The following is a 19,962-nucleotide window of genomic DNA, read 5'->3' as shown; positions in this document are numbered from 1 at the left end:
AGAGAAAATGTTGGATAGTAAAGTAGGGAGTAAAGCGACATGAAAGAAATTGAATTAAAATTAAAAGGTGAAATAAATAGACTAACAAATAAAACATTTAAATTTGACGAACGTGTTGGAGAAGGTTGGTTCTCTGCCGTTTACTTTTTAAAGACTAGAGAAATCATCGAAGAATTTCGCCCGAAAAGTGTTGTAACGATGCAATTTTTCCAAAAGGAAAATGCAGTTCTTTGCGGAACGGATGAAGTAATTGCATTGCTACAAACATTCGCTAAAAATCCTGAGGAACTTGAGATTAACTCTTTAAAAGATGGCGATAAAATTAGTCCATTTGAAACAGTGTTAACAATTCATGGTCCTTATGAAAATTTCGGATTTTTAGAAGGTGTCATTGATGGGATTTTAGCTCGTCGTACATCGGTTGCGACAAACGTATATAACGTTGTCCAAGCTGCGCGTAGCGTAGATAAAGAAAAACCAGTTATTTTCATGGGAGACCGTGATGATCATTATACACAACAAGCTGGTGACGGTTATGCAGCATACATCGGAGGTATGAGCGCACAAGCGACGCATGCGATGAATGAATGGTGGGGCAAAAGTGGTATGGGGACGATGCCTCACGCATTAATTCAAATGTTTAATGGTGATGTTGTGGAAGCGGCAAAAGCATATCATAAGAAATTCCCAGAAGATGAATTAGTTGTATTAATTGATTACAACAATGATGTCATTACAGATGCACTTCGCGTAGCGCGTGAATTTGGATCAACATTAAAGGGTGTACGTGTAGATACGTCCCGCACGATGATTGATCAATACTTTATTCGCCACCCAGAAGTACTTGGAACATTCGATCCACGTGGTGTAAACCCATCGCTTGTATTCGCACTTCGTAAAGCACTTGATGAAGAAGGATTCCAGCATGTAGACATCGTTGTAACTGGTGGATTTGATGAGAAGCGTATTCGTGAATTTGAAGCTCAAAACGTACCTGTTGACATATACGGGGTAGGAAGTAGCTTATTAAAAATGAATATTGGCTTTACTGGTGATAATGTAGAACTAAATGGGAAACCAGAAGCAAAAGCTGGTCGTAAATATCGTCCAAACCCACGTTTAGAGCGTGTTCAATTAGAAAAAAGAGAAGAGATGTAAAAGAGAGAAAAACTGATAGGTGATTGACCCTATCAGTTTTTCTGTTATCATAGTATAGCGGCTTCTTTTTTGCTATAATGGACTTATTATGGACATATAAAGAAGTACGTACGAGTTTATCCTGATAAGTGAAGGGAAAGAATAACTTCACTACATCAAAAATGTATGATGATTACCAAAATAAGAAAAGATTCATATACTGTCTTATAGATAGGCCGTTGTATTAGTTCGAAATGTTGGAGGTTCTTTAAGATGACAGTTTACCATTTTGTAGGAATTAAAGGAACAGGAATGAGTTCATTAGCGCAAATTCTTCATGATATGAAGCATACTGTTCAAGGGTCTGATTATGAAAAGCGTTTCTTTACACAAACAGCGTTGGAAAAGCGTAGTATCTCGATCCTTCCTTTTGATAAGAATAATGTAGAAGAAGGACAAGTGATTATTGCAGGAAATGCATTTCCTGATACGCATGAAGAAATCGTAGCAGCAAAAGAATTAAACATCCCAGTCCATCGTTACCATCATTTCTTAGGTGACCTGATGAGCCAATACACAAGTGTTGCTGTAACTGGTGCACACGGAAAAACATCAACAACAGGTTTGTTAGCCCATGTAATGCAAGGTGCACACCCAACATCTTACCTTATTGGAGATGGAACAGGGCATGGGGTAGAAAATAGTAAGTATTTTGTATTTGAAGCTTGTGAGTATCGTCGTCATTTCTTGTCTTATAATCCAGACTATGCAATTATGACGAATATTGATTTTGATCATCCAGATTATTTTGCAGACATCAATGATGTATTCAGTGCATTCCAAGAGATGGCATTGCAAGTGAAAAAAGGCATTATTGCATGTGGAGATGATGAAGAACTTCAAAAAATTCAAGCGAAAGTACCTGTTATTTTCTATGGATTTGGAGAAGATAATGATTTCCAAGCACGCAACATTCAAAAGAGAACAGATGGTACAATATTTGATGTATTCGTTCGTAACACGTACTATGATACGTTCAAAATTACAGGATACGGCAATCACAGCGTATTAAATGCGTTAGCAGTAATCGCGCTTTGCCATTATGAAAATGTTGATGTAGAAGCAGTAAAACATCAATTAACAACTTTTGAAGGCGTAAAACGTCGCTTTAATGAAAAGCCGATGGGAGAGCAAGTAATCATCGATGACTACGCACACCATCCGACAGAGATTAATGCAACGATTGAAGCTGCTCGTCAAAAACATCCAGAGCGTGAAATTGTCGCTGTATTCCAGCCACATACATTCTCACGTACAGAAAAGTTCTTAGATGAGTTCGCAGAAAGCCTAAGCAAGGCTGACCAAGTATACTTATGTGATATTTTCGGATCAGCACGTGAAAACAAAGGTGAATTAACAATCGAAGATCTGCAAAAGCGTATTGACGGTGCAGAATTAATTACAGATACAACAACGGATGTATTAAAGAAACATAAAAACGGCGTTCTAATTTTCATGGGCGCAGGTGACATCCAAAAATTCGAAGCGGCTTACGTAAAAGAAGTTCAAGTTGCAGAGAAATAATAGAAAAGACGCATAGCTTGGCTGTGCGTCTTTTTTATGTTGTCGTGGTTGTGCATTAATGTTGAAACGTCGATATATATGGAGTTGTGTTCGATATATTTCAAAAATCGTTGATATATTGGTACGCGTTTTGAAATATAAATGTTAGAATAATAAGAAAACTAAAAAGGGGACTAAAAAACATGTTCACACTCCGAGTAGATGACGAAATCGAACTACAATTACTAGAAAAACATCATAAAGAGGAATTATATCAATTATTAGATCAAAACCGTAATCATTTACGAAAATGGCTCCCTTGGGTAGATGGGACAAAATCTGCTGATGCTTATGATGAAATTTTTCCGATGTGGTTAAAGAAGTTTGCAGAGGGAGACGGTTTTGAAAGTGGTATACGTTACAAAGGAAAGCTCGTTGGGATGGTAGGCATTCATCCAGTGAGTTGGGGGAAGAAAGCGACGAGTCTTGGGTATTATCTTGCAGAAGATGCTGGCGGGAAAGGTATTATGACGCGTAGCGTAAAGGCTGTACTTCACTATGCATTTGAAAATTTAAAGCTGAATAAAATTGAAATTCGGTGCGGTGTTGGAAATGCGAAAAGCCGAGCAATTCCAGAACGTTTAGGATTTAAGTTAGATGGTATTTTACGAGATGAAGAATGGCTATATGATCATTTTCATGATATCGCTGTATATAGTTTACTAGCTTCAGAATGGAAAGAGATTCGATGAACGAGAAGATTCGTATTGTTCCATATGAAGGTACGTTTCAAGAGGAAGTAGTAGATCTTATCGTTCATATTCAGCAAAAAGAGTATAATGTTTCAATTACGAAAGAAGAGCAACCTGATTTACTTGAAATAGAAACATTCTATCAAAAGGGTCACGGAAACTTTTGGGTAGCAATTTATGATGGTAAAGTAGTTGGAACAGTAGCTTTATTAGATATTGAGAATCATCAAGTAGCGCTAAGAAAAATGTTCGTACAAAAAGAGTTTCGCGGAAAAGAATGGGGCGCATCACATATGTTGCTTCAAACAGCAATTTCATGGGCTGAGGATAAAAAATTGAAAGATATTTACTTAGGAACAACAGTAAAATTTTTAGCGGCACATCGTTTTTATGAAAAGAATGGTTTTCAAAGTGTGAGTATAGACGAGTTGCCGAAAAACTTTCCGGTGCTACAGGTAGATAAAAAATTTTATAGGTACATTGTGTAAAAGGTCATTTAGAAATGGCCTTTTTCTATGAACCAAAATAGAAATAGTGGTATAATTTGGATTAGGGGTGTAGGTATGAACTTTCCAATTCAAAGAAGTAAGTCAGTAGTCATTTTCGTTTGCCTTACGTTAGTTTTTATGTTTATATATCCAATTGTCATGCTTTTCACTAATAAAGCGCATTGGATGTCAGCGTTGATTGGGATGGGTTTATGCTTCATTGTAAATGTACCAATCGTTTGGGAAGTATTTATTAAAAAACATAAAGTAGAAAATGGCGTATTAAAGTACGGTATTTTAAATGATGATATTGTATTAAAAGATGTGAGAATTATACGTCAGGTCGGAAAGTCTCTTGAAATTACGACGAATGCATATAAAGTACATATGGTTGCGATGCCGCAAAATATGGATGAATTCTTGGCGCTTATAGAGAAAGAAAATCCACATGTGAAAATAGAAATGGCAGGGAAGAAATGAAATATATAAAACCTTTTTTTGCTTGGAAATTATGCTGGTGTTTGCTATCTGCACTAGGGTAAATATGAAATGGAACCTGCCTTTATATGTACCCATATTAATAGGTACTATCGCAGTGGCACTTTTATATTATTTTCATTTTCAGCAAACAAAAAGTAAGAACAGTAGCTCGATATAGAGTGAGGATAATAAAAAAACGCTCGGCGAAAATTCCGAGCGTTTTTCATTATTTTAAGTTCTCTGGGTTTAAAGCTTCTAATTCAGGTACAACGAAGCGCCCGTCTTTACGGATTAGTACGTCGTCAAAGTAAATTTCGCCGCCGCCGTATTCAGGGCGTTGGATACATACTAAGTCCCAATGGATGTTCGAGTTGTTACCGTTCCATGCATCGTCGTAAGCTTGTCCAGGAGTGAAGTGGAAGCTGCCATCGATTTTTTCATCGAATAGGATGTCTCCCATTGGATGTAAGATGTATGGGTTTACGCCGATTGCGAACTCACCAACGTAGCGTGCGCCTTCGTCTGTATCGAAGATTTTGTTAATGCGTTCTGAATCGTTTGCAGTTGCTTCAACGATTTGGCCGTTCTCGAACTTAAGTTGTACATTTTCAAATGTATAACCGTTGTAAGGAGATGGTGTGTTGTAAGAAACTGTACCGTTAACAGAATCACGAACTGGTGCAGAGTATACTTCACCGTCTGGAATGTTTAAATGACCTGAGCATTTAATTGCTGGAATGTCTTTAATAGAGAATGTTAAGTCAGTTCCAGGACCAGTTAAACGAACTTTATCTGTTTTATTCATTAATGTAACAAGGCTGTCCATCGCCTTATCCATTTTACCGTAGTCTAAGTTACATACTTCAAAGTAGAAGTCTTCGAAAGCTTCTGTACTCATTTTAGCAAGCTGTGCCATAGAAGCATTTGGGTAGCGAAGAACAACCCAGCGTGTTTTTGGAACGCGAATGTCTCTATGAACTTTTTTACCAACTGTTTGGCCATGAACTTTCATACGCTCACTTGGAACGTCAGCTTGTTCATTAATATTATCGCCAGAGCGAAGGCCGATATAAGCGTCCATGTCTTTCATTACGCTTGCTTCATATGCAGCGATTTGTTCGAAATGTTCTTCAGTAGCACCCATTAATAAAGAGCGATCTACTTGATGATCTTTTAAAGAGACGAATGGGAAACCACCAGCTGCATATGCTTCTTTTACAAGTGCAGTTACAAGTTCTTTTTGTAAGCCAAAGTTTTCAATTAATACTTTTTCACCTTTTTGTAAGCGGATAGAGTAGTTAATTAAATTGTATGCTAACTTTTCAATACGTGGATCTTTCATATGTAAAGCCTCCCTACTAATTATGTATCCTCTCCTATTGTAACCTACTTAGTGGAATTTGTTGAATGATTTATGTTACAGTTAACGAATAAGTATGAAAATTCTAATGATGAGATAGGGATTAGAATGAAACGGAAAATGATTGTATAATAGGGGAAAGTATGAAAAAGATAAAGGAAGTGATGAAATGCAAGTTCTTTTATATGTAAGTGCGGCTATTATCGCGGTTGCTTTCGCAGTATTAGTAGTGTATGTATGCAGAACGTTGTTATCGGTTCAGAAGACGTTAGAAAACGTTGCAAGCACGTTAGAAGGTTTAGAAAAACAAATGCAAGGAATTAGCGTAGAGACAGAGCAATTATTACATAAAACGAATGCGTTAGCTGATGATATTCAACAGAAGTCACAGTCATTAAATAAAGTGGTAGCGGGTGTAGATGGGATTGGAACGACAATCCAATCTTTAAATACGAAGCTTCGTAATGTATCAGACTCTGTAACGGACGAAATTGAAAATAACGCTGATAAAGTAGCGCAAGTTGTACAGTGGAGCAGTGCGGCGATTGAAGTATACAATCATTACCGTGCGTCGAGACAAGAGAAGAAGGTTGAAAAAGAAGAGCGTAAATTAGAAAGAATTGAGAAAAAAGCTGAAAAGAAAGAGAAACGCTCTAGATTTCGTATGAGAGGTGAATCGTGATGAATATGACAAAACTTGAAACAATTGAAGAGCTTGAAGTCTTAGTAGAAAAGAACGAGCCGTATGTTCTTTTTAAACACAGTACGACATGCCCAATTAGTCACGGTGCATACACAGAATTTCAAGCGTATTGCAGCGAAGAAAGAGAAGTACCAGCGTATTACTTATACGTACAAGATGCGAGAGATGTGTCAAATCGTGTTGCAGAACAATACAGTATTAGACATGAATCACCGCAAGTGTTATACATAAAAGATGGGATGGTAGTATGGAATACATCTCATTGGAATATTAAAAAAGATGCTTTAGAAGAGAATATAAAGTAAAAAGAAGCAAGCTAAAGGTGCTTGCTTCTTTTTTTTTGTTTTTGTTGAAATATATTTAGTGGTACACTATTAATAGTTCAAACTAAATAACTAGATTGTTGAAAGTAGGTTTTAAGTAATGAAGAAAATGGCATTATCCTTCGCAGTCGTAAGTTTATTACTGGGAGCTTGTAGTAACAATAGTAATACGATTAGTAAGAAGGATGAAGTTATACAAAAAGATACAAAAGAAAAAAGTATGATTCCGAGAACTGCTGTTTCTAAAGATTATTATAGAACTGTTATTCCTTTAAAAGAACAAAAGGTTATTAATACAGCTAATATAAAAACAAATTCTAAATTAGATTTAGCAGAGTATGAAAATGGTTTAATAAATATTGCAACGCAACAATTTGATACAGAGAGTCACGTACTGCAATTGAACCAGTATATTCCAGAGAAACTAATTGATGAACTAGTTGCGAAAGTAGAAGCGCCAGTTTTGACGAATATTATAGAACAAGACTATTTCGGAAAACAGAATTCAAATGAATTAAGTTTATCTGGTGTTATGATTGGCTTAGCTATGTCTTCAAGTGTATCGAATGAAGAGGCTATGTCTAAAGGGACTGAAGTTGCTAAACAACTTATTGAAGCTATTAACAAAAATGATAAATATAACAAATCTCCAATTACGTTTGCTATCTTTAAGCAAGAAAGTACAAGTTCTTTAAAAAATGGTACGTATATTGCTAGTGCTACTGTTCAAAAGAATGATACGAACCTTGGAAATTGGAGTACGATCGATGAAAAGTCGTATTCATATCCTTCTGATGAATTTACACAAGCACATGGAGAAGATAATACAAAAATAAATAACTTTGCTAAGGAAATAAAAGGTTTTTCTAATGGAGATTTTATTCCAGTCAACGCTAAAGTTTCTTATAAGAAAGATCAAATGGATACATTAAATATGAATATTGTTATTAAATATAACGGTAAAACAGAATTAATGGCTCTTACCCAATTGGCTGCTCAAGGCATGTTAGACAAATTGCCTAAAGATGCGAAAGTACAATTACAGATCAAGTCCGAGAGTAAAATTGAGGCCGTTATTATAAAAGAGAAAAACAGTGATAAACCGTTTGTTTCCTTCTTGTAAAAAAAGACAGTATATAAACTGTCTTTTTTTTATTTTAAATGAAAATATATAATGTTTTTTGATAGTAATTCCTTGCTGTATATCGTGTGACAATCATATGTATCAGCTATAATAAATTATCTTAAAAAAGTAACATATAGGAATTTGAAAGAGGTGGCTTTCTTATGGCATCACAACAATTAGGTCGTTTACGTTCTGAAATTGATCAACTTAATTTACAAATATTAGAGTTACTAAACAAAAGAGGTCGTCTCGTACAAGAAGTTGGTAATTTAAAAGAAGTACAAGGTGTGAAACGTTTTGATCCTGTACGTGAAAGAAATATGCTGGATTTAATTGCAGAGAATAATAATGGTCCATTTGAAACTTCGACTTTACAACATATTTTCAAACAAATTTTTCAAGCTGGTTTAGAATTACAAGAAGACGATCATCGTAAAGCATTACTTGTTTCTCGTAAGAAAAAAACAGAAGATACGATTGTTGAAATTAATGGTGAAAAAATTGGTGACGGAAATCAGCATTTTATTATGGGACCGTGTGCAGTGGAAAGTTATGAACAAGTACGTCAAGTTGCTGAAGCAATGAAAGGGCAAGGTCTGAAATTAATGCGTGGTGGTGCGTTCAAACCACGTACTTCACCGTATGATTTTCAAGGTCTTGGATTAGAGGGATTACAAATTTTGCGCCAGGTAGCAGATGAATATGATTTGGCTGTTATTAGTGAAATTTTAAATCCGAATGATATTGAGATGTCATTAGATTACGTTGATGTTATTCAAATTGGCGCTCGCAATATGCAAAACTTTGATTTGCTAAGGGCAGCTGGTGCTGTAAATAAACCAGTATTATTAAAACGTGGTCTATCAGCAACGATTGAAGAATTCATTAATGCGGCAGAATATATTATGGCAAAGGGAAATGGGAACATTATTTTATGTGAACGAGGTATTCGCACGTATGAAAGAGCGACGCGTAATACGCTTGATATTTCCGCTGTGCCGATTTTAAAGAAAGAAACACATTTACCTGTCGTTGTCGATGTAACGCATTCTACAGGGCGACGTGACCTTCTCTTACCAACTGCAAAAGCAGCGATGGCAATTGGTGCAGACGCAATTATGGCTGAAGTACATCCAGATCCAGCTGTAGCTTTATCTGATGCAGCGCAACAAATGAATATACCGCAGTTCAATGATTTTATGAATGAATTAAAATCATTTGGAAGTAAATTATAAAAACTTTTAATGAGCTGTTCCAAAAAGGCATTTTGGAACAGCTTTCTCCTATTGTATAGCGACTGTCATTGTCGATTTTTGTTGGTAAGTTGATATATTTAAAAAATCGCTGATATAATTAGAGTTGCGGTCGATATATTTGGAAAATCGCTGATATATTTCGAGTTACAGTCGATATATTCGAAAAATCGCCGATATAAATTTCATTTACTATCGTACTGCTTAAAATAAGATTTCTACTAAGGAAACATCTATTTTTTTACAAAAAATGCCCTTTTTTCATAAAAAATACGAAAATACGAGAAAAGAAGCGAATTTTTTCGAAACTTTTGCGGGAAAATATTGTATGAGCCTGCGTTTTTATCGTATCATTAGTAAAAGGAAGAACTCGGGACGATTGGTGGCATCTGCAAATAGAGTTGATGTCTTTTTTTCATTCAAGTAACCGATACATAAAAATAGATAACAAAAATAGAAGGAGTGTGCGATGAGATGAACGTAACAATATATGATGTAGCGCGTGAAGCGAACGTTTCAATGGCTACCGTATCACGCGTTGTGAACGGTAACCCAAATGTAAAGCCTACAACAAGAAAGAAAGTATTAGAAGCAATTGATCGTTTAGGATACCGCCCAAATGCGGTAGCACGTGGACTAGCAAGTAAGAAGACAACTACAGTAGGTGTTATTATTCCTGATATCTCAAATACGTTTTATGCAGAACTAGCTCGTGGAATTGAAGATATCGCAACAATGTACAAATATAACATCATTTTAAGTAACTCTGACCAAAATAAAGAGAAAGAGTTCCATTTATTAAATACGATGCTTGGAAAACAAGTGGACGGAATTGTTTTCATGGGTGAAGATATTACAGACATTCACATTGAAGAATTTAAAAAATCTCCAGTACCAATTGTATTAGCAGCATCATTTGATGAGCAAAATGAAACGCCATCAGTAAATATTGATTATACACAAGCAGCTTATGATGCAATGAAGCACTTTATCGAGCAAGGACATAAACGTATCGGTTTCGTCTCTGGTCCTTTCATTGATAAAGCGGGAAGCGCGAAGAAGTTACAAGGTTACAAAAAAGCTTTAGAAGAAGCAGGTATTTCATATGATGAAAATCTTGTAATCGATGGAGATTACACATATGACTCAGGTATCGAAGCATTCGAAAAGCTTTGGAGCAATGATGAAAAGCCAACAGCAATCTTCGTATCTTCTGATGAAATGGCACTAGGTGTAATCCATGCAGCACAAGACGCTGGATTAAACGTACCAACTGACGTAGAAGTACTTGGTTTCGATAATACACGCCTTGCATTAATGGTTCGTCCGCAGCTTTCAACAGTTGTTCAACCGATGTATGATATCGGTGCAGTAGCAATGCGTCTATTAACAAAGTATATGAACAAAGAAAAAGTGGAAGATCACACTGTTATCTTACCTCACCGTATCCAATTTAGAGATTCAACGAAGTAAGTATAAAAAAGCTCACAGCGATTGCTGTGAGCTTTTATTCGTATTCAGGATAGTATTTTTGTACGACTGCATTTACCATTTCGTCTTTCTTAACGTGTAAAAATCTTGCATACAATTCTTTTCCGGTTTCAAATGGGGTATCGTCTAATTCAAACACATGCAATAGTTTTCGAAACGTCCATGTTATTTGCTGGCCGTACTTATTATCGTACGTATGCTCAGACTGTATAGCGATTTGTTCACCTAGTGCATGAGCTTCTTCCAAACTGTTTGCTTTAACAAGAATAATACTTTCTTCAAAAAGTGTATCGTGATTCTCTTCATAATGCTCATCAATTTTCGTAGAATCAGGCTCATCAGAATGAACGGACTCAAATAATAATTTTACAGCGTACATATTATGCAGCATGTTTCACTTTATAAATAATACTTGCGACAAGCGAAGCAGGTATTGTAAATACGTTACTTTGATAATGGTAATGTACTTGGGATTCTTCATAAGACATGTTGTCATATAGTTCGTTTTGTGAGACACTCATTTTTTTCTGTTTTTCTTTGAGCATTTTAATGTAGTTGTACTGTATTGGGACGAGAATGATGAAATAAGCTAATACAATTAGTGAAATCCAAATCATTATGAACACTCCCTTACAAAGAATATTTCTATATAACAATTATATCAATAAAAAGAAAAAATAACCATTTTTTTTATTGGAGCTAATTTTCTTCTAGAAATGCGAACAGTTCCTTTTGGTTTTTTAAATTATGATCAATACATGTTCGAGCAACATATTTCAATCCTTGTAATAATGCATCTACGTGAAAAGTATCATAATGAATTGTATTTCCCTCTACCATCGTTTCGTCTTTTTGCAAGTTAATTGATATTTTTAATACAGTTATATTACTTTGTAAATTTACAACTTCGATGTAAAAAAACTGTTTGTCTAAGTCAATCGTAACATAATCGAATCGTTCGGATAGCTCTAATTTACATGTAGTAGTATATTCCAAATGAAAGCCTCCTTATTGTATAAGTGTATGTTATAATGCCTTCGCTATAGATGGGACTATTCCTTGTTATATGTCACATAAGTGCAAATTTAACTATTATAGGGCAATGTCATGTATAATAGAAAGAAAAGGCTTGTGAGGGGGGAAAAGAGATGATCGTTCTTTGGATAATTACGCTTTGTATGACTGCTATTTTTGCATATATGACGTTAAAACAAAATGGTTTAAAGCGATTTGTTCCAGGAAGTATTCTTGCAGGAATTGCCCTTATCACGTATGTAATTTCTATTTTTATTGAAAGTGTATCAGTAGATATGAGCACAAGTTTAATGTTTATTGGTATTACACTATTTGCAGGTAGCATTATGGTACTTATGGTTGCTGGTATTATTTTATTTATTCATATGAATTCGGAAACGTTATAGCATATAGAAAAGGCATGTCCCAAGGGGACATGCCTTTTTATCCGTTCAATTATGCTCTATCTTTAGAAGAGTTTTGCTGTTTTAGTAAATCACGAATTTCGCCAAGAAGTTCTTCTTCTTTTGTTGGCTCTGGAATTTCTTCCTCTTTTTCTTCTTCTTTTTTAGATGTTAGTTTGTTGAAAACTTTAACAAACATAAAGATAGAAGCTGCGATAATTAAGAAGTCAAAAATTGTTTGGATGAAGTTACCATACATAACAGCAGATTTACCGTATCCAAAGTGTAAACTTGTAAAGTCAACGCCACCTAATACCATACCAAGTAATGGTGTGATGATATCTTTTACTAAAGAACTAACGATTTTACCGAATGCAGCACCGATTACAACCCCGACAGCTAAATCAACGACATTCCCTTTGAAAGCGAATTTTTTAAACTCGTTCCACATGTGTTAATCCCATCCTTTCCACGATTCATTATGAAATTTATAATTCCTATCAACATATTCTATAGAAATTTACGAGAGAAATAAAGAGGGAATGGGAATGAAAGTAAATTCTGAAAAATGTATCCGTTTTAATTTTTGTTTACATCATCTAGTAAAGATTGTAGCATTTGCTGCGTTTTTAATCCTTCTAATCCATCTACAACAGGCTTTGTATCGCCTTGTACACACTCAATAAAATGATGAACAGCATCTTCAAAACCACGTTGTTTTAACGTCGTATCCCATGATGGGGAACCACTTTGTGAAACTGAGTTTTCCTGTTCAATTTCAAATGTATTCATATTTCTTACGCGAATGATTTTCCCTGGCATTACAAGTTCAATTTGTTCTAAATTTGTACCGGCATGGCGATGCATTGCAGTAGAAAGTAACAGTCCACTTGGAGTTGTATATGTATGATGTCCGTAAAGAAGTTCATTCTTTTCATTGATTTGCATCATATTGTGAACGACGTTAAGGTCATCATTAGCTAACCAGCGAGCAGTATCTACAATGTGTAAATAATCATCTAACATAGTAAAGTCGTACGTATATGGCCCGACTTTATTTGTGCGATGCTTTTCAATTCGAATCCATGAAATATCATTAGCCTGTTCTTTGGCAGCAACATACATAGGAACGAATCTGCGATTAAATCCGACCATTAATTTTCGGTTATACTTCTCGCTTAACTCGACTAGTTGCTCAGCTTGTTCCACTGTAGCTGCTAGCGGTTTATCAACATAAACGTCGATCCCTTTTTTTAGAAGTTCAGAAACGATTTCATAATGCGATGCAGTTGAACTATGAACGAAGATTGCATCGCATTCCGAAGCTAACATTTCAATAGAATGAAAGTCTTGAATTCGGTATTGCTGGCAAACTTGTTTTCTTTTCTCTGCGTTAGGTGTAAACGCCCCTACAAAATTCCAATCAGTTTCTTTTGTAAGTGTTGGAAGATAGGCCTTTTGCGCAATACTTCCAAGTCCAATCATCCCAATTTTAGGTTTGTTCATTTTATTCCCACCCTATTAATATTAATGTAACGGCTTAAATGTAGCATAGGGTGGGGGAGGAAGGCAAAAATTAGCTTTTTACTTACGGCCTTCTAACAAAATCTTCTCTATCTCTTCAAAGTGATGAGCGCGAGCATGCTCTAACGGGGTAACACCATCATTGTCTGGAATATTTACATCTGCACCGTGCTCAATAAGAAGGCGAATGACTTGTTGCTGTGTTTCGTTTCCGTTACTTAGTACGATGGCTTCCATTAAAGCTGTCCATCCCAGGTTATTTACATGATTTACATCAATATTTGTTCGAGTGAGGAGTTCTTTTATAACGTCAATATAGCCATGTTCTGAGGCTGGGATAAGAGCTGTTCCGCCGTAACGATTTGTAATCGTAGGATCTGCACCAGCATCAATTGTTAGCTTTAAAATGTCTAAGTAACCTTCCGCACCGGCGTATAGAAAGGGATTGTTTTTCATGTCATCTTGGATATTTACGTCAGCACCAGCTTCGATAAGCGCTTTTGCGGTTTTTACATCATTTTTGTATGTAGCAATCATAAGCGGAGTGCGTCCTTGACTATCCGTCGCATTTATATTTGCGCCTTTTTTTAGTAAAGATATAACAGTATTCGTTTCATTTTTTTCAGTAGCTGCTAGTAGTGCAGTCTCCATGTTTGTCATCTCCTTTTTTACTTCTTGTTCTTGCGAGCATCCTTGTAAAAAAATTACGCAACATATCATACTGAATGTTTTTTTGAACATGGAATTTCAACCTCCTAATTTCAACTGTAAAATAGGAACATTAAATTTTTATAAACTGGCGCTAAAATTACTATAAAATCGCTTGAGTAATTGAACATATATTTTTATGCTTATAAATAATAAGGTTTGATAAAGTGAGGATTTAAGATATGTCTATTAAAACAAGGTTTTTATTTTCTTATATTGCTGTTATCCTCGTTTCTATTACGCTTATATTAGTCGCGGGATTTTTAATCGTTTTTTCGATAACAGGTGACTTGGAAGCAGTGAAAAATTTCTATAAAAGTTCTTACATTCAAAAGCCGCTTACACCAGAAGAAGAGAATGCCTATCTTGAGTTGAAGTCAGCAGCCAAACAGCATCAATCTCAATTGTTAGATGAGTCGTTTGTCTCAGCAATAGAAAAAGAGGGTGTGAAAATAGTAGTAAGAAAAGGAGAAACACTTTCATATGCTTCAAACGTATTTGAAAGTGTATCTTTAAAAGAAGCCCTTCCGAAATTTGAATCAGCAAATATTAATAGTCGTGGTACAACGGAACTAGGCGATACATTTTATCGATATGTAAAGTTTGATTTTTATTTTCCTCAGGAAGAAGAGGGAAGTATATTTGTATTAAAAAAGCAAAGTTCATTTGTAGATCTTACACAAAAATTATTTCCAATCTTATTTGTATCTCTCTTACTACTAGCCATTTTACTCATTGGATTATTAAGTTACCTCGTTTCAAGAAGTGTAATAAAACCAATTTTTGTATTGAAAGGCGCAACGGAGAAAATTAAAGAAGGAAATTTAGATTTTCAAATACCAGTTACATCACACGATGAAATAGGGCAATTAAATCAAGGATTTGAGGAAATGAGGAAGAGATTAAAAGAATCGATAGAGATGCAAACACAGTATGAAGAAAATAGAAAAGAGCTTATTTCAAACATCTCTCATGACTTAAAAACACCGATTACATCAATTATCGGATATGTAGAAGGAATAAAGGACGGGGTAGCAAATACGCCAGAAAAAATGGATAAGTATTTAACAACTATCCATACGAAAGCAAGACATATGGATACACTTATTGATGAATTATTTTTATTCTCAAAGCTCGATTTGAATCGAGTTCCCTTTCAGTTTGAAACGGTTGAATTGAATACGTTTATGCAAGAGTTAATCGAAGAGATGCAAATGGATTTAAGTAAAGAAGGTATAGAAGTTAACTTACAATTACATGCATCACCACTATATGTAACGGCTGATTGCGAAAAAATCAATAGAGTTATATCAAATTTAATTCATAATAGTGTGAAATACATGGATAAAGAAGAGAAGAAAATTACTGTAATAGTATCGAGTGATAATAATAAAGTTATTGTGAAAGTGATGGACAATGGATCAGGTATAGAATCTGATACGCTACCTTATATCTTTGAACGTTTTTATCGTGCAGAACAATCGCGGAATTCTAGCACAGGTGGAAGTGGACTTGGTTTAGCAATAGCGAAGCAAATTGTTGAAGAACATGGCGGGGAAATTTGGGCGGAAAGCGAGCTTGGTAAAGGCACAAGCATTTTCTTCTCATTGGAAAAAGTAGAGGAATGTGGTGAGTAAATTGAAAAGAATTTTATTAATAGAAGATGAAGTAAGTATTGCAGAATTACAGCGAGATTATTTAGAAATTAATGATTTCCAAGTTGATGTAGAGCATTCAGGAGAAATAGGTTTACAAACAGCCTTACAAGAAGACTATGATTTAATTATTTTAGATATTATGCTTCCGAAAATGAACGGATTCGAAATTTGTAAACAAATACGTGCTGTAAAAGATATTCCGATTCTACTTGTTTCAGCAAAAAAAGAAGATATAGATAAAATTCGCGGACTCGGATTAGGAGCGGATGATTATATAACGAAGCCGTTTAGCCCGAGTGAATTAGTCGCAAGAGTAAAAGCACATATTTCTCGTTATGAAAGATTATTAGGAAATGTAAGTAAGCAACGCGATACGTTATATATTCACGGAATTTCTATCGATCAACGAGCGAGGAAAGTTTTTATAAACAATGAAGAAGTGGCATTTACAACGAAGGAATTTGATTTATTAACATTCTTTGTCACACATCCAAACCAAGTATTAAATAAAGAACAGTTATTTGAACGCATTTGGGGATTAGATTCCGCTGGTGATTTAGCCACTGTTGTCGTCCACATTAGAAAGCTACGTGAAAAAATTGAAAGAGATCCTGCTCACCCGCAATATATTGAAACAGTATGGGGAGCTGGTTATCGTTTTAACGTGTAATATACCTGCCGAGTAATTGGCAGGTTTTTTGTATGTTATTCGAATGGAAAGGAAGAAATAGGTAATTTGTGTTAAAATGTAAAGAGAAACAAAACAGAGGAGAGCATAGGGAGCGAGCTATATGTTGGGGGATATATTAAAAGATAATAAATCAAATAAGACTTTAAAGATTGGAACTAATATCGTACTTATCTTATTGATTATTGGTGCAATACAAATGTTTTATGATGAAGATTCTACGAATGATCATTTCGGTTGGTTCTTTTTTGCAATCTTTTGGGTAATTAAAAGCATTTCTAGCTCTAAGGTAAGTTTAAAAGATAGAGATAAAAAGTCGGTATTACTTGATGTGGGTTTAGTGGTTATTTCTTTTGTTTTTTTAGTTGTTTTTAGTGTGAAATATTTCTTTTGAAAAAAGCTCATAGTCGTATAGAGGCTATGAGCTTTTTATCAGTGTTTAGGTTTTCTTAATAATAATGGTACTAACGATTTATAAAATGTTTGAGTAGTAGAAGTAAACTGAGCAGCTTCTTCTAAAAAAGGATAATGGTTGCTATTTTCGAATGGAATGAAGATAGAATTACGTATTCCATCATGTATCTCGATAGAATACTGAATCGGGCACTGTACATCATGGCTTCCACATGTAATGAGGGTCTTTGTTTGGATGGAAGGTAAATTCTCTCTTAAATCAAATGAAGGATATTCATTGGCGAAAGCATTCATCCGGCTAACGGACATTGTTTTATTAATTGGTTTACAAAAATAAGAGTTGTAGTTTTCTGGTTTATACAATGATAATTTTGTTCTCTTAGTAGATAGTTCTTTCCGTTCTTCATCTGTAAGGTGAGGGTTTTTTAAGTTTTCGATGAGTTTTTGCATATAATGAAACTGTGGATGTGCTGGGTGATAAATGCAAAAGGGTGTTTCGGTGTAGTTACTTGCTGCGGTTCCGACCACGACTAATGATTGTAAGGAATGTGGATATGTAATTGCATATAAAAGTCCAAGCATACCACCTGTTGAATGGCCAGCGAAATGCCATGTTGGAAGTTGTAAAGCTTCTCGTATAGCTTCTAAATCGTGAATCGTTTCAATCATACTTAATTCTTTTTCTGAATTGGCTTTTAACGAGTTACCAGCGTCTCGTAAATTAATGAGAAATACACGATGCGTAGCAGTAAAAACATCCGCAAAGTAATCACCAGTTTCATTGAATTGTGAATAGTGATGTGTAATACAAAGCGGTTCGCCACTGCCTTTAGTAAAAAGCTCAAATGTGCCACGTTTCGTGTGGATCATTTGTTGTATCCACATAATATCACGACCTTTCCTCATAAAATCCATTAGTACATAAAAATATATCAGCGATTATTAGAATATATCGGCGCATTTCGAAATATATCAGCGATTATTAAAATATATCGACTTACCGACAGAAACCGACAATAAATAAAAGGAGGCTATTCAAAAACGAGCCTCCTTTTCGTTTAGTATAAAGATTTTGTCATATTATTCCGAATAATTTCAAGGGATTTCGCTACAGTTAATGCGTTTTTTTCTTCAATTTCTGGTTTACGGGGGATAGGTTTATACATGTTGTCTGGATCTTCCCATGTGAGGGGAAGTTCTGTTTCTGCTTGTCCTTTCCAAGCTTCAATCCATTCTGGAGGGAGATAACCTGAGATGTTTTGGATGTTGTTCATTTCGAGCCAAATGAGTGCCCAAGCTCTTGGAACGACGCGCCAGTGATCATAGCCACCGCCACCGACAGCGATCCAGCGACCGTCGCAATATTCATTTGCAATTTCACGAGCGAGCTTCGGTATTTCACGGTAAATATTCATTGTCGCACAAAGATGCGTAAGTGGGTCATAATAATGTGCGTCAGCACCATTTTGCGTTAAAATAATATCCGGTTTAAAGTACGCTGCAACTTCTTTTACAACAGTTCGATAGGAATCTAAGAACGATTCATCTTCTGTAAAAGCATCGAGTGGAACGTTAAAAGAATAACTATAGCCATTACCTTGTCCGCGTTCATTTACAGCGCCAGTTCCAGGAAATAAATAGCGACCAGTTTCATGTAATGAAATTGTGCATACGTTAGGGTCATCATAAAACGACCACTGTACGCCATCACCGTGATGAGCATCTGTATCAATATATAAGACGCGTAAACCGTATTTCTTTTGAATATATTTCATTGCGATAGAACTGTCGTTATAAATACAAAAGCCAGATGCTTTGCCGCGAAAGCCGTGATGTAAGCCGCCGCCCAAATTAAGTGCGTGTTTTACTTTTCCGGAAAGAACAGCATCGACAGCTGTTAACGTACCACCAACGAGCAATGCGCTTGCTTCGTGCATATTTGGGAACATCGGTGTATCTTCTGTTCCGAGTCCATATGTCATCGCAATTGATTTTTCTAACTTTCCTTCTCCAGCACGTTTTACCGCATTTATGTACTCCTCTGTATGAACGTAGGCGATCTCTTCATCTGTAGCCATCCGTGGTGAGATGATTTGAGAGGGAGAGATGAAACCGCCCTTTTGTAATAAATCATACGTAAGTGTGACGCGCAGTTGGTTAAAAGGATGATCAGGGCTAAATGAATAGCCCCGAAAGTCATCCGAATAAATAAACGCGCTACTCATGCTTGCATCCCCATGATGTTTGGCCATAATACGCGGTAGCCTTCTGCTTCAAGTGCATCAATCACTTTTAGAGGATTCATCGTTTGAATGCGGAAAACGAGTACTTTATCATTCTCGTCTTTTGCTGGGTAGACGAGAACACTCACGATATTTATTTGTAAATCACTAAAAATAGCAACGACTTTTCCAAGAATACCAGGTTCGTTTTTTACTTGAATTTCAATTTGCGAACTTGGTTGATGTGCTCCTGTTAATTTTACTAACGTGTGTAATACTGTAGATTCAGAAATGATTCCAACTAACTTCCCGGCCTTTGTAACAGGAAGACAGCCAATTTTATTTTCAAAAAATAAAGTAGCAATTTCCTCAACGAAATCGAGAGGATGGCAAGTCATAACAGGATGTTTCATAATAAGTTCGAGAGGTTGCTGTAGCATATCGAGTGAAACTTGTTCATCTAGAATAGACGGACTTGCATCTCTTACATCCCGATCAGAAATAATGCCTACGACGTGATTATTTTGATCGACAATTGGAATGTGCCGAATGCCTTTCGTGCGTATCGTTCGGATTGCTGTTTCGATTGTATCGTTTGGATGTAATGTAACTACATTTTGATTCATAATTTCTTCTACAATCATTCCAGTTGCC

General features: G+C 35.6%; 24 protein-coding genes and 1 pseudogene. 15 read left to right on the top strand and 10 right to left on the bottom strand.

All coding sequences use genetic code 11. The annotated features are described in order from the left end of the window. Nucleotides 1–39 precede the first annotated feature (39 nt). The 6 genes and pseudogenes from DN404_RS11550 (at nt 40) to DN404_RS31320 (ending at nt 4,598) form a co-directional block, all read left to right on the top strand. Complete coding sequence (locus DN404_RS11550; RefSeq protein WP_000658370.1) at nt 40–1,158, top strand: nicotinate phosphoribosyltransferase; 1,119 nt, start codon at nt 40–42, stop codon at nt 1,156–1,158. 252 nt (nt 1,159–1,410) lie between these two features. Next, complete coding sequence (gene murC / locus DN404_RS11545; protein ID WP_000219468.1) at nt 1,411–2,721, top strand: UDP-N-acetylmuramate--L-alanine ligase; 1,311 nt, start codon at nt 1,411–1,413, stop codon at nt 2,719–2,721. Between the two features lie 182 nt (nt 2,722–2,903). Then, on the top strand, nt 2,904–3,452 hold the full coding sequence (locus DN404_RS11540; RefSeq protein WP_000494681.1) for a GNAT family N-acetyltransferase: 549 nt from the start codon (nt 2,904–2,906) through the stop codon (nt 3,450–3,452). Continuing rightward, nucleotides 3,449–3,940, top strand: a complete 492-nt coding sequence (locus tag DN404_RS11535; RefSeq protein WP_001003158.1) for a GNAT family N-acetyltransferase — start codon at nt 3,449–3,451, stop codon at nt 3,938–3,940. The genes DN404_RS11540 and DN404_RS11535 overlap by 4 nt, the downstream gene beginning before the upstream one ends. Before the next feature lie 75 nt (nt 3,941–4,015). Further along, nucleotides 4,016–4,420, top strand: a complete 405-nt coding sequence (locus DN404_RS11530; protein WP_149215079.1) for a PH domain-containing protein — start codon at nt 4,016–4,018, stop codon at nt 4,418–4,420. After that, nucleotides 4,417–4,598: pseudogene (locus tag DN404_RS31320) on the top strand (hypothetical protein). Before DN404_RS11530 ends, DN404_RS31320 begins: the two are co-directional and overlap by 4 nt. A 48-nt stretch (nt 4,599–4,646) precedes the next feature. Here DN404_RS31320 and DN404_RS11525 read toward each other — a convergent pair. Beyond that, nucleotides 4,647–5,762, bottom strand: a complete 1,116-nt coding sequence (locus tag DN404_RS11525; RefSeq protein ID WP_000654729.1) for an aminopeptidase — start codon at nt 5,760–5,762, stop codon at nt 4,647–4,649. Nucleotides 5,763–5,949: 187 nt separating this feature from the next. On the opposite strand from DN404_RS11525, the gene DN404_RS11520 reads away from it, so the two are divergent. The 5 genes from DN404_RS11520 to ccpA all read left to right on the top strand — a co-directional run bounded on the left by DN404_RS11520 (nt 5,950) and on the right by ccpA (nt 10,658). Then, complete coding sequence (locus DN404_RS11520) at nt 5,950–6,462, top strand: DUF948 domain-containing protein (RefSeq protein ID WP_001197720.1); 513 nt, start codon at nt 5,950–5,952, stop codon at nt 6,460–6,462. After that, nucleotides 6,462–6,788 carry a bacillithiol system redox-active protein YtxJ gene (gene ytxJ, locus DN404_RS11515; RefSeq protein ID WP_001057469.1) on the top strand — a complete coding sequence of 109 codons (327 nt, stop codon included), beginning with the start codon at nt 6,462–6,464 and terminating at the stop codon, nt 6,786–6,788. Before DN404_RS11520 ends, ytxJ begins: the two co-directional genes overlap by 1 nt. Before the next feature lie 118 nt (nt 6,789–6,906). After that, nucleotides 6,907–7,929: a CamS family sex pheromone protein gene (locus tag DN404_RS11510; RefSeq protein ID WP_000738025.1), complete on the top strand. Its 1,023-nt coding sequence runs from the start codon at nt 6,907–6,909 to the stop codon at nt 7,927–7,929. 164 nt (nt 7,930–8,093) lie between these two features. Next, the gene (locus tag DN404_RS11505) at nt 8,094–9,167 is read left to right on the top strand and encodes a bifunctional 3-deoxy-7-phosphoheptulonate synthase/chorismate mutase (protein WP_000168214.1); all 1,074 of its coding nucleotides are present in this window, start codon (nt 8,094–8,096) and stop codon (nt 9,165–9,167) included. Nucleotides 9,168–9,659: 492 nt separating this feature from the next. Continuing rightward, nucleotides 9,660–10,658, top strand: coding sequence for a catabolite control protein A (ccpA, locus tag DN404_RS11500; RefSeq protein ID WP_001103297.1), 999 nt, complete (start codon nt 9,660–9,662; stop codon nt 10,656–10,658). Nucleotides 10,659–10,692: 34 nt separating this feature from the next. Here the strand turns inward: ccpA and DN404_RS11495 are convergent, their stop codons facing one another. The 3 genes from DN404_RS11495 to dhp61 all read right to left on the bottom strand — a co-directional run bounded on the left by DN404_RS11495 (nt 10,693) and on the right by dhp61 (nt 11,672). Beyond that, on the bottom strand, nt 10,693–11,055 hold the full coding sequence (locus tag DN404_RS11495) for a DUF4288 domain-containing protein (RefSeq protein WP_002024884.1): 363 nt from the start codon (nt 11,053–11,055) through the stop codon (nt 10,693–10,695). Between the two features lies 1 nt (nt 11,056). After that, nucleotides 11,057–11,293: a DUF3949 domain-containing protein gene (locus tag DN404_RS11490; RefSeq protein ID WP_000637902.1), complete on the bottom strand. Its 237-nt coding sequence runs from the start codon at nt 11,291–11,293 to the stop codon at nt 11,057–11,059. 82 nt (nt 11,294–11,375) lie between these two features. Further along, entirely contained in the window at nt 11,376–11,672 is a 297-nt protein-coding gene (gene dhp61, locus DN404_RS11485) for a protein Dhp61 (RefSeq protein WP_000456863.1), read from the bottom strand. A 152-nt stretch (nt 11,673–11,824) separates the two neighbouring features. Here dhp61 and DN404_RS11480 point away from each other — a divergent pair, with 152 nt between their 5' ends. Beyond that, nucleotides 11,825–12,097, top strand: a complete 273-nt coding sequence (locus DN404_RS11480) for a DUF3917 domain-containing protein (protein ID WP_000636589.1) — start codon at nt 11,825–11,827, stop codon at nt 12,095–12,097. Between the two features lie 49 nt (nt 12,098–12,146). Here the strand turns inward: DN404_RS11480 and mscL are convergent, their stop codons facing one another. From mscL to DN404_RS11465, 3 genes are all read right to left on the bottom strand, one after another. Then, nucleotides 12,147–12,545 carry a large conductance mechanosensitive channel protein MscL gene (mscL, locus tag DN404_RS11475; protein ID WP_000267011.1) on the bottom strand — a complete coding sequence of 133 codons (399 nt, stop codon included), beginning with the start codon at nt 12,543–12,545 and terminating at the stop codon, nt 12,147–12,149. A gap of 128 nt (nt 12,546–12,673) precedes the next feature. Further along, entirely contained in the window at nt 12,674–13,600 is a 927-nt protein-coding gene (locus tag DN404_RS11470; protein ID WP_006926854.1) for a Gfo/Idh/MocA family protein, read from the bottom strand. 78 nt (nt 13,601–13,678) lie between these two features. Next, entirely contained in the window at nt 13,679–14,359 is a 681-nt protein-coding gene (locus DN404_RS11465) for an ankyrin repeat domain-containing protein (protein WP_000475114.1), read from the bottom strand. A 149-nt stretch (nt 14,360–14,508) separates the two neighbouring features. Here DN404_RS11465 and DN404_RS11460 point away from each other — a divergent pair, with 149 nt between their 5' ends. From DN404_RS11460 to DN404_RS11450, 3 genes are all read left to right on the top strand, one after another. Further along, entirely contained in the window at nt 14,509–15,963 is a 1,455-nt protein-coding gene (locus DN404_RS11460; RefSeq protein ID WP_000023874.1) for a sensor histidine kinase, read from the top strand. Between the two features lies 1 nt (nt 15,964). Further along, nucleotides 15,965–16,654: a response regulator transcription factor gene (locus DN404_RS11455; RefSeq protein WP_002024886.1), complete on the top strand. Its 690-nt coding sequence runs from the start codon at nt 15,965–15,967 to the stop codon at nt 16,652–16,654. A gap of 121 nt (nt 16,655–16,775) precedes the next feature. Then, a complete protein-coding gene (locus tag DN404_RS11450; protein WP_000900161.1) occupies nt 16,776–17,066 on the top strand; it encodes a hypothetical protein in 291 nt (96 codons plus the stop codon). A 38-nt stretch (nt 17,067–17,104) separates the two neighbouring features. Here the strand turns inward: DN404_RS11450 and DN404_RS11445 are convergent, their stop codons facing one another. The 3 genes from DN404_RS11445 to DN404_RS11435 form a co-directional block, all read right to left on the bottom strand. Next, complete coding sequence (locus DN404_RS11445; protein ID WP_140159298.1) at nt 17,105–17,992, bottom strand: alpha/beta fold hydrolase; 888 nt, start codon at nt 17,990–17,992, stop codon at nt 17,105–17,107. Nucleotides 17,993–18,144: 152 nt separating this feature from the next. Further along, on the bottom strand, nt 18,145–19,311 hold the full coding sequence (gene acuC / locus DN404_RS11440) for an acetoin utilization protein AcuC (RefSeq protein WP_149215078.1): 1,167 nt from the start codon (nt 19,309–19,311) through the stop codon (nt 18,145–18,147). Then, nucleotides 19,308–19,952, bottom strand: coding sequence for an acetoin utilization AcuB family protein (locus tag DN404_RS11435; protein WP_000634583.1), 645 nt, complete (start codon nt 19,950–19,952; stop codon nt 19,308–19,310). The genes acuC and DN404_RS11435 overlap by 4 nt, the downstream gene beginning before the upstream one ends. Nucleotides 19,953–19,962: the final 10 nt, after the last annotated feature.

Origin of the sequence: Bacillus sp. TE8-1 (assembly GCF_008368855.1) — a bacterium.
GTDB lineage: Bacteria > Bacillota > Bacilli > Bacillales > Bacillaceae_G > Bacillus_A > Bacillus_A cereus.
Note: the sequence above shows the minus strand (reverse complement) of the source record. Positions and strands in the feature narration are given on the sequence as shown.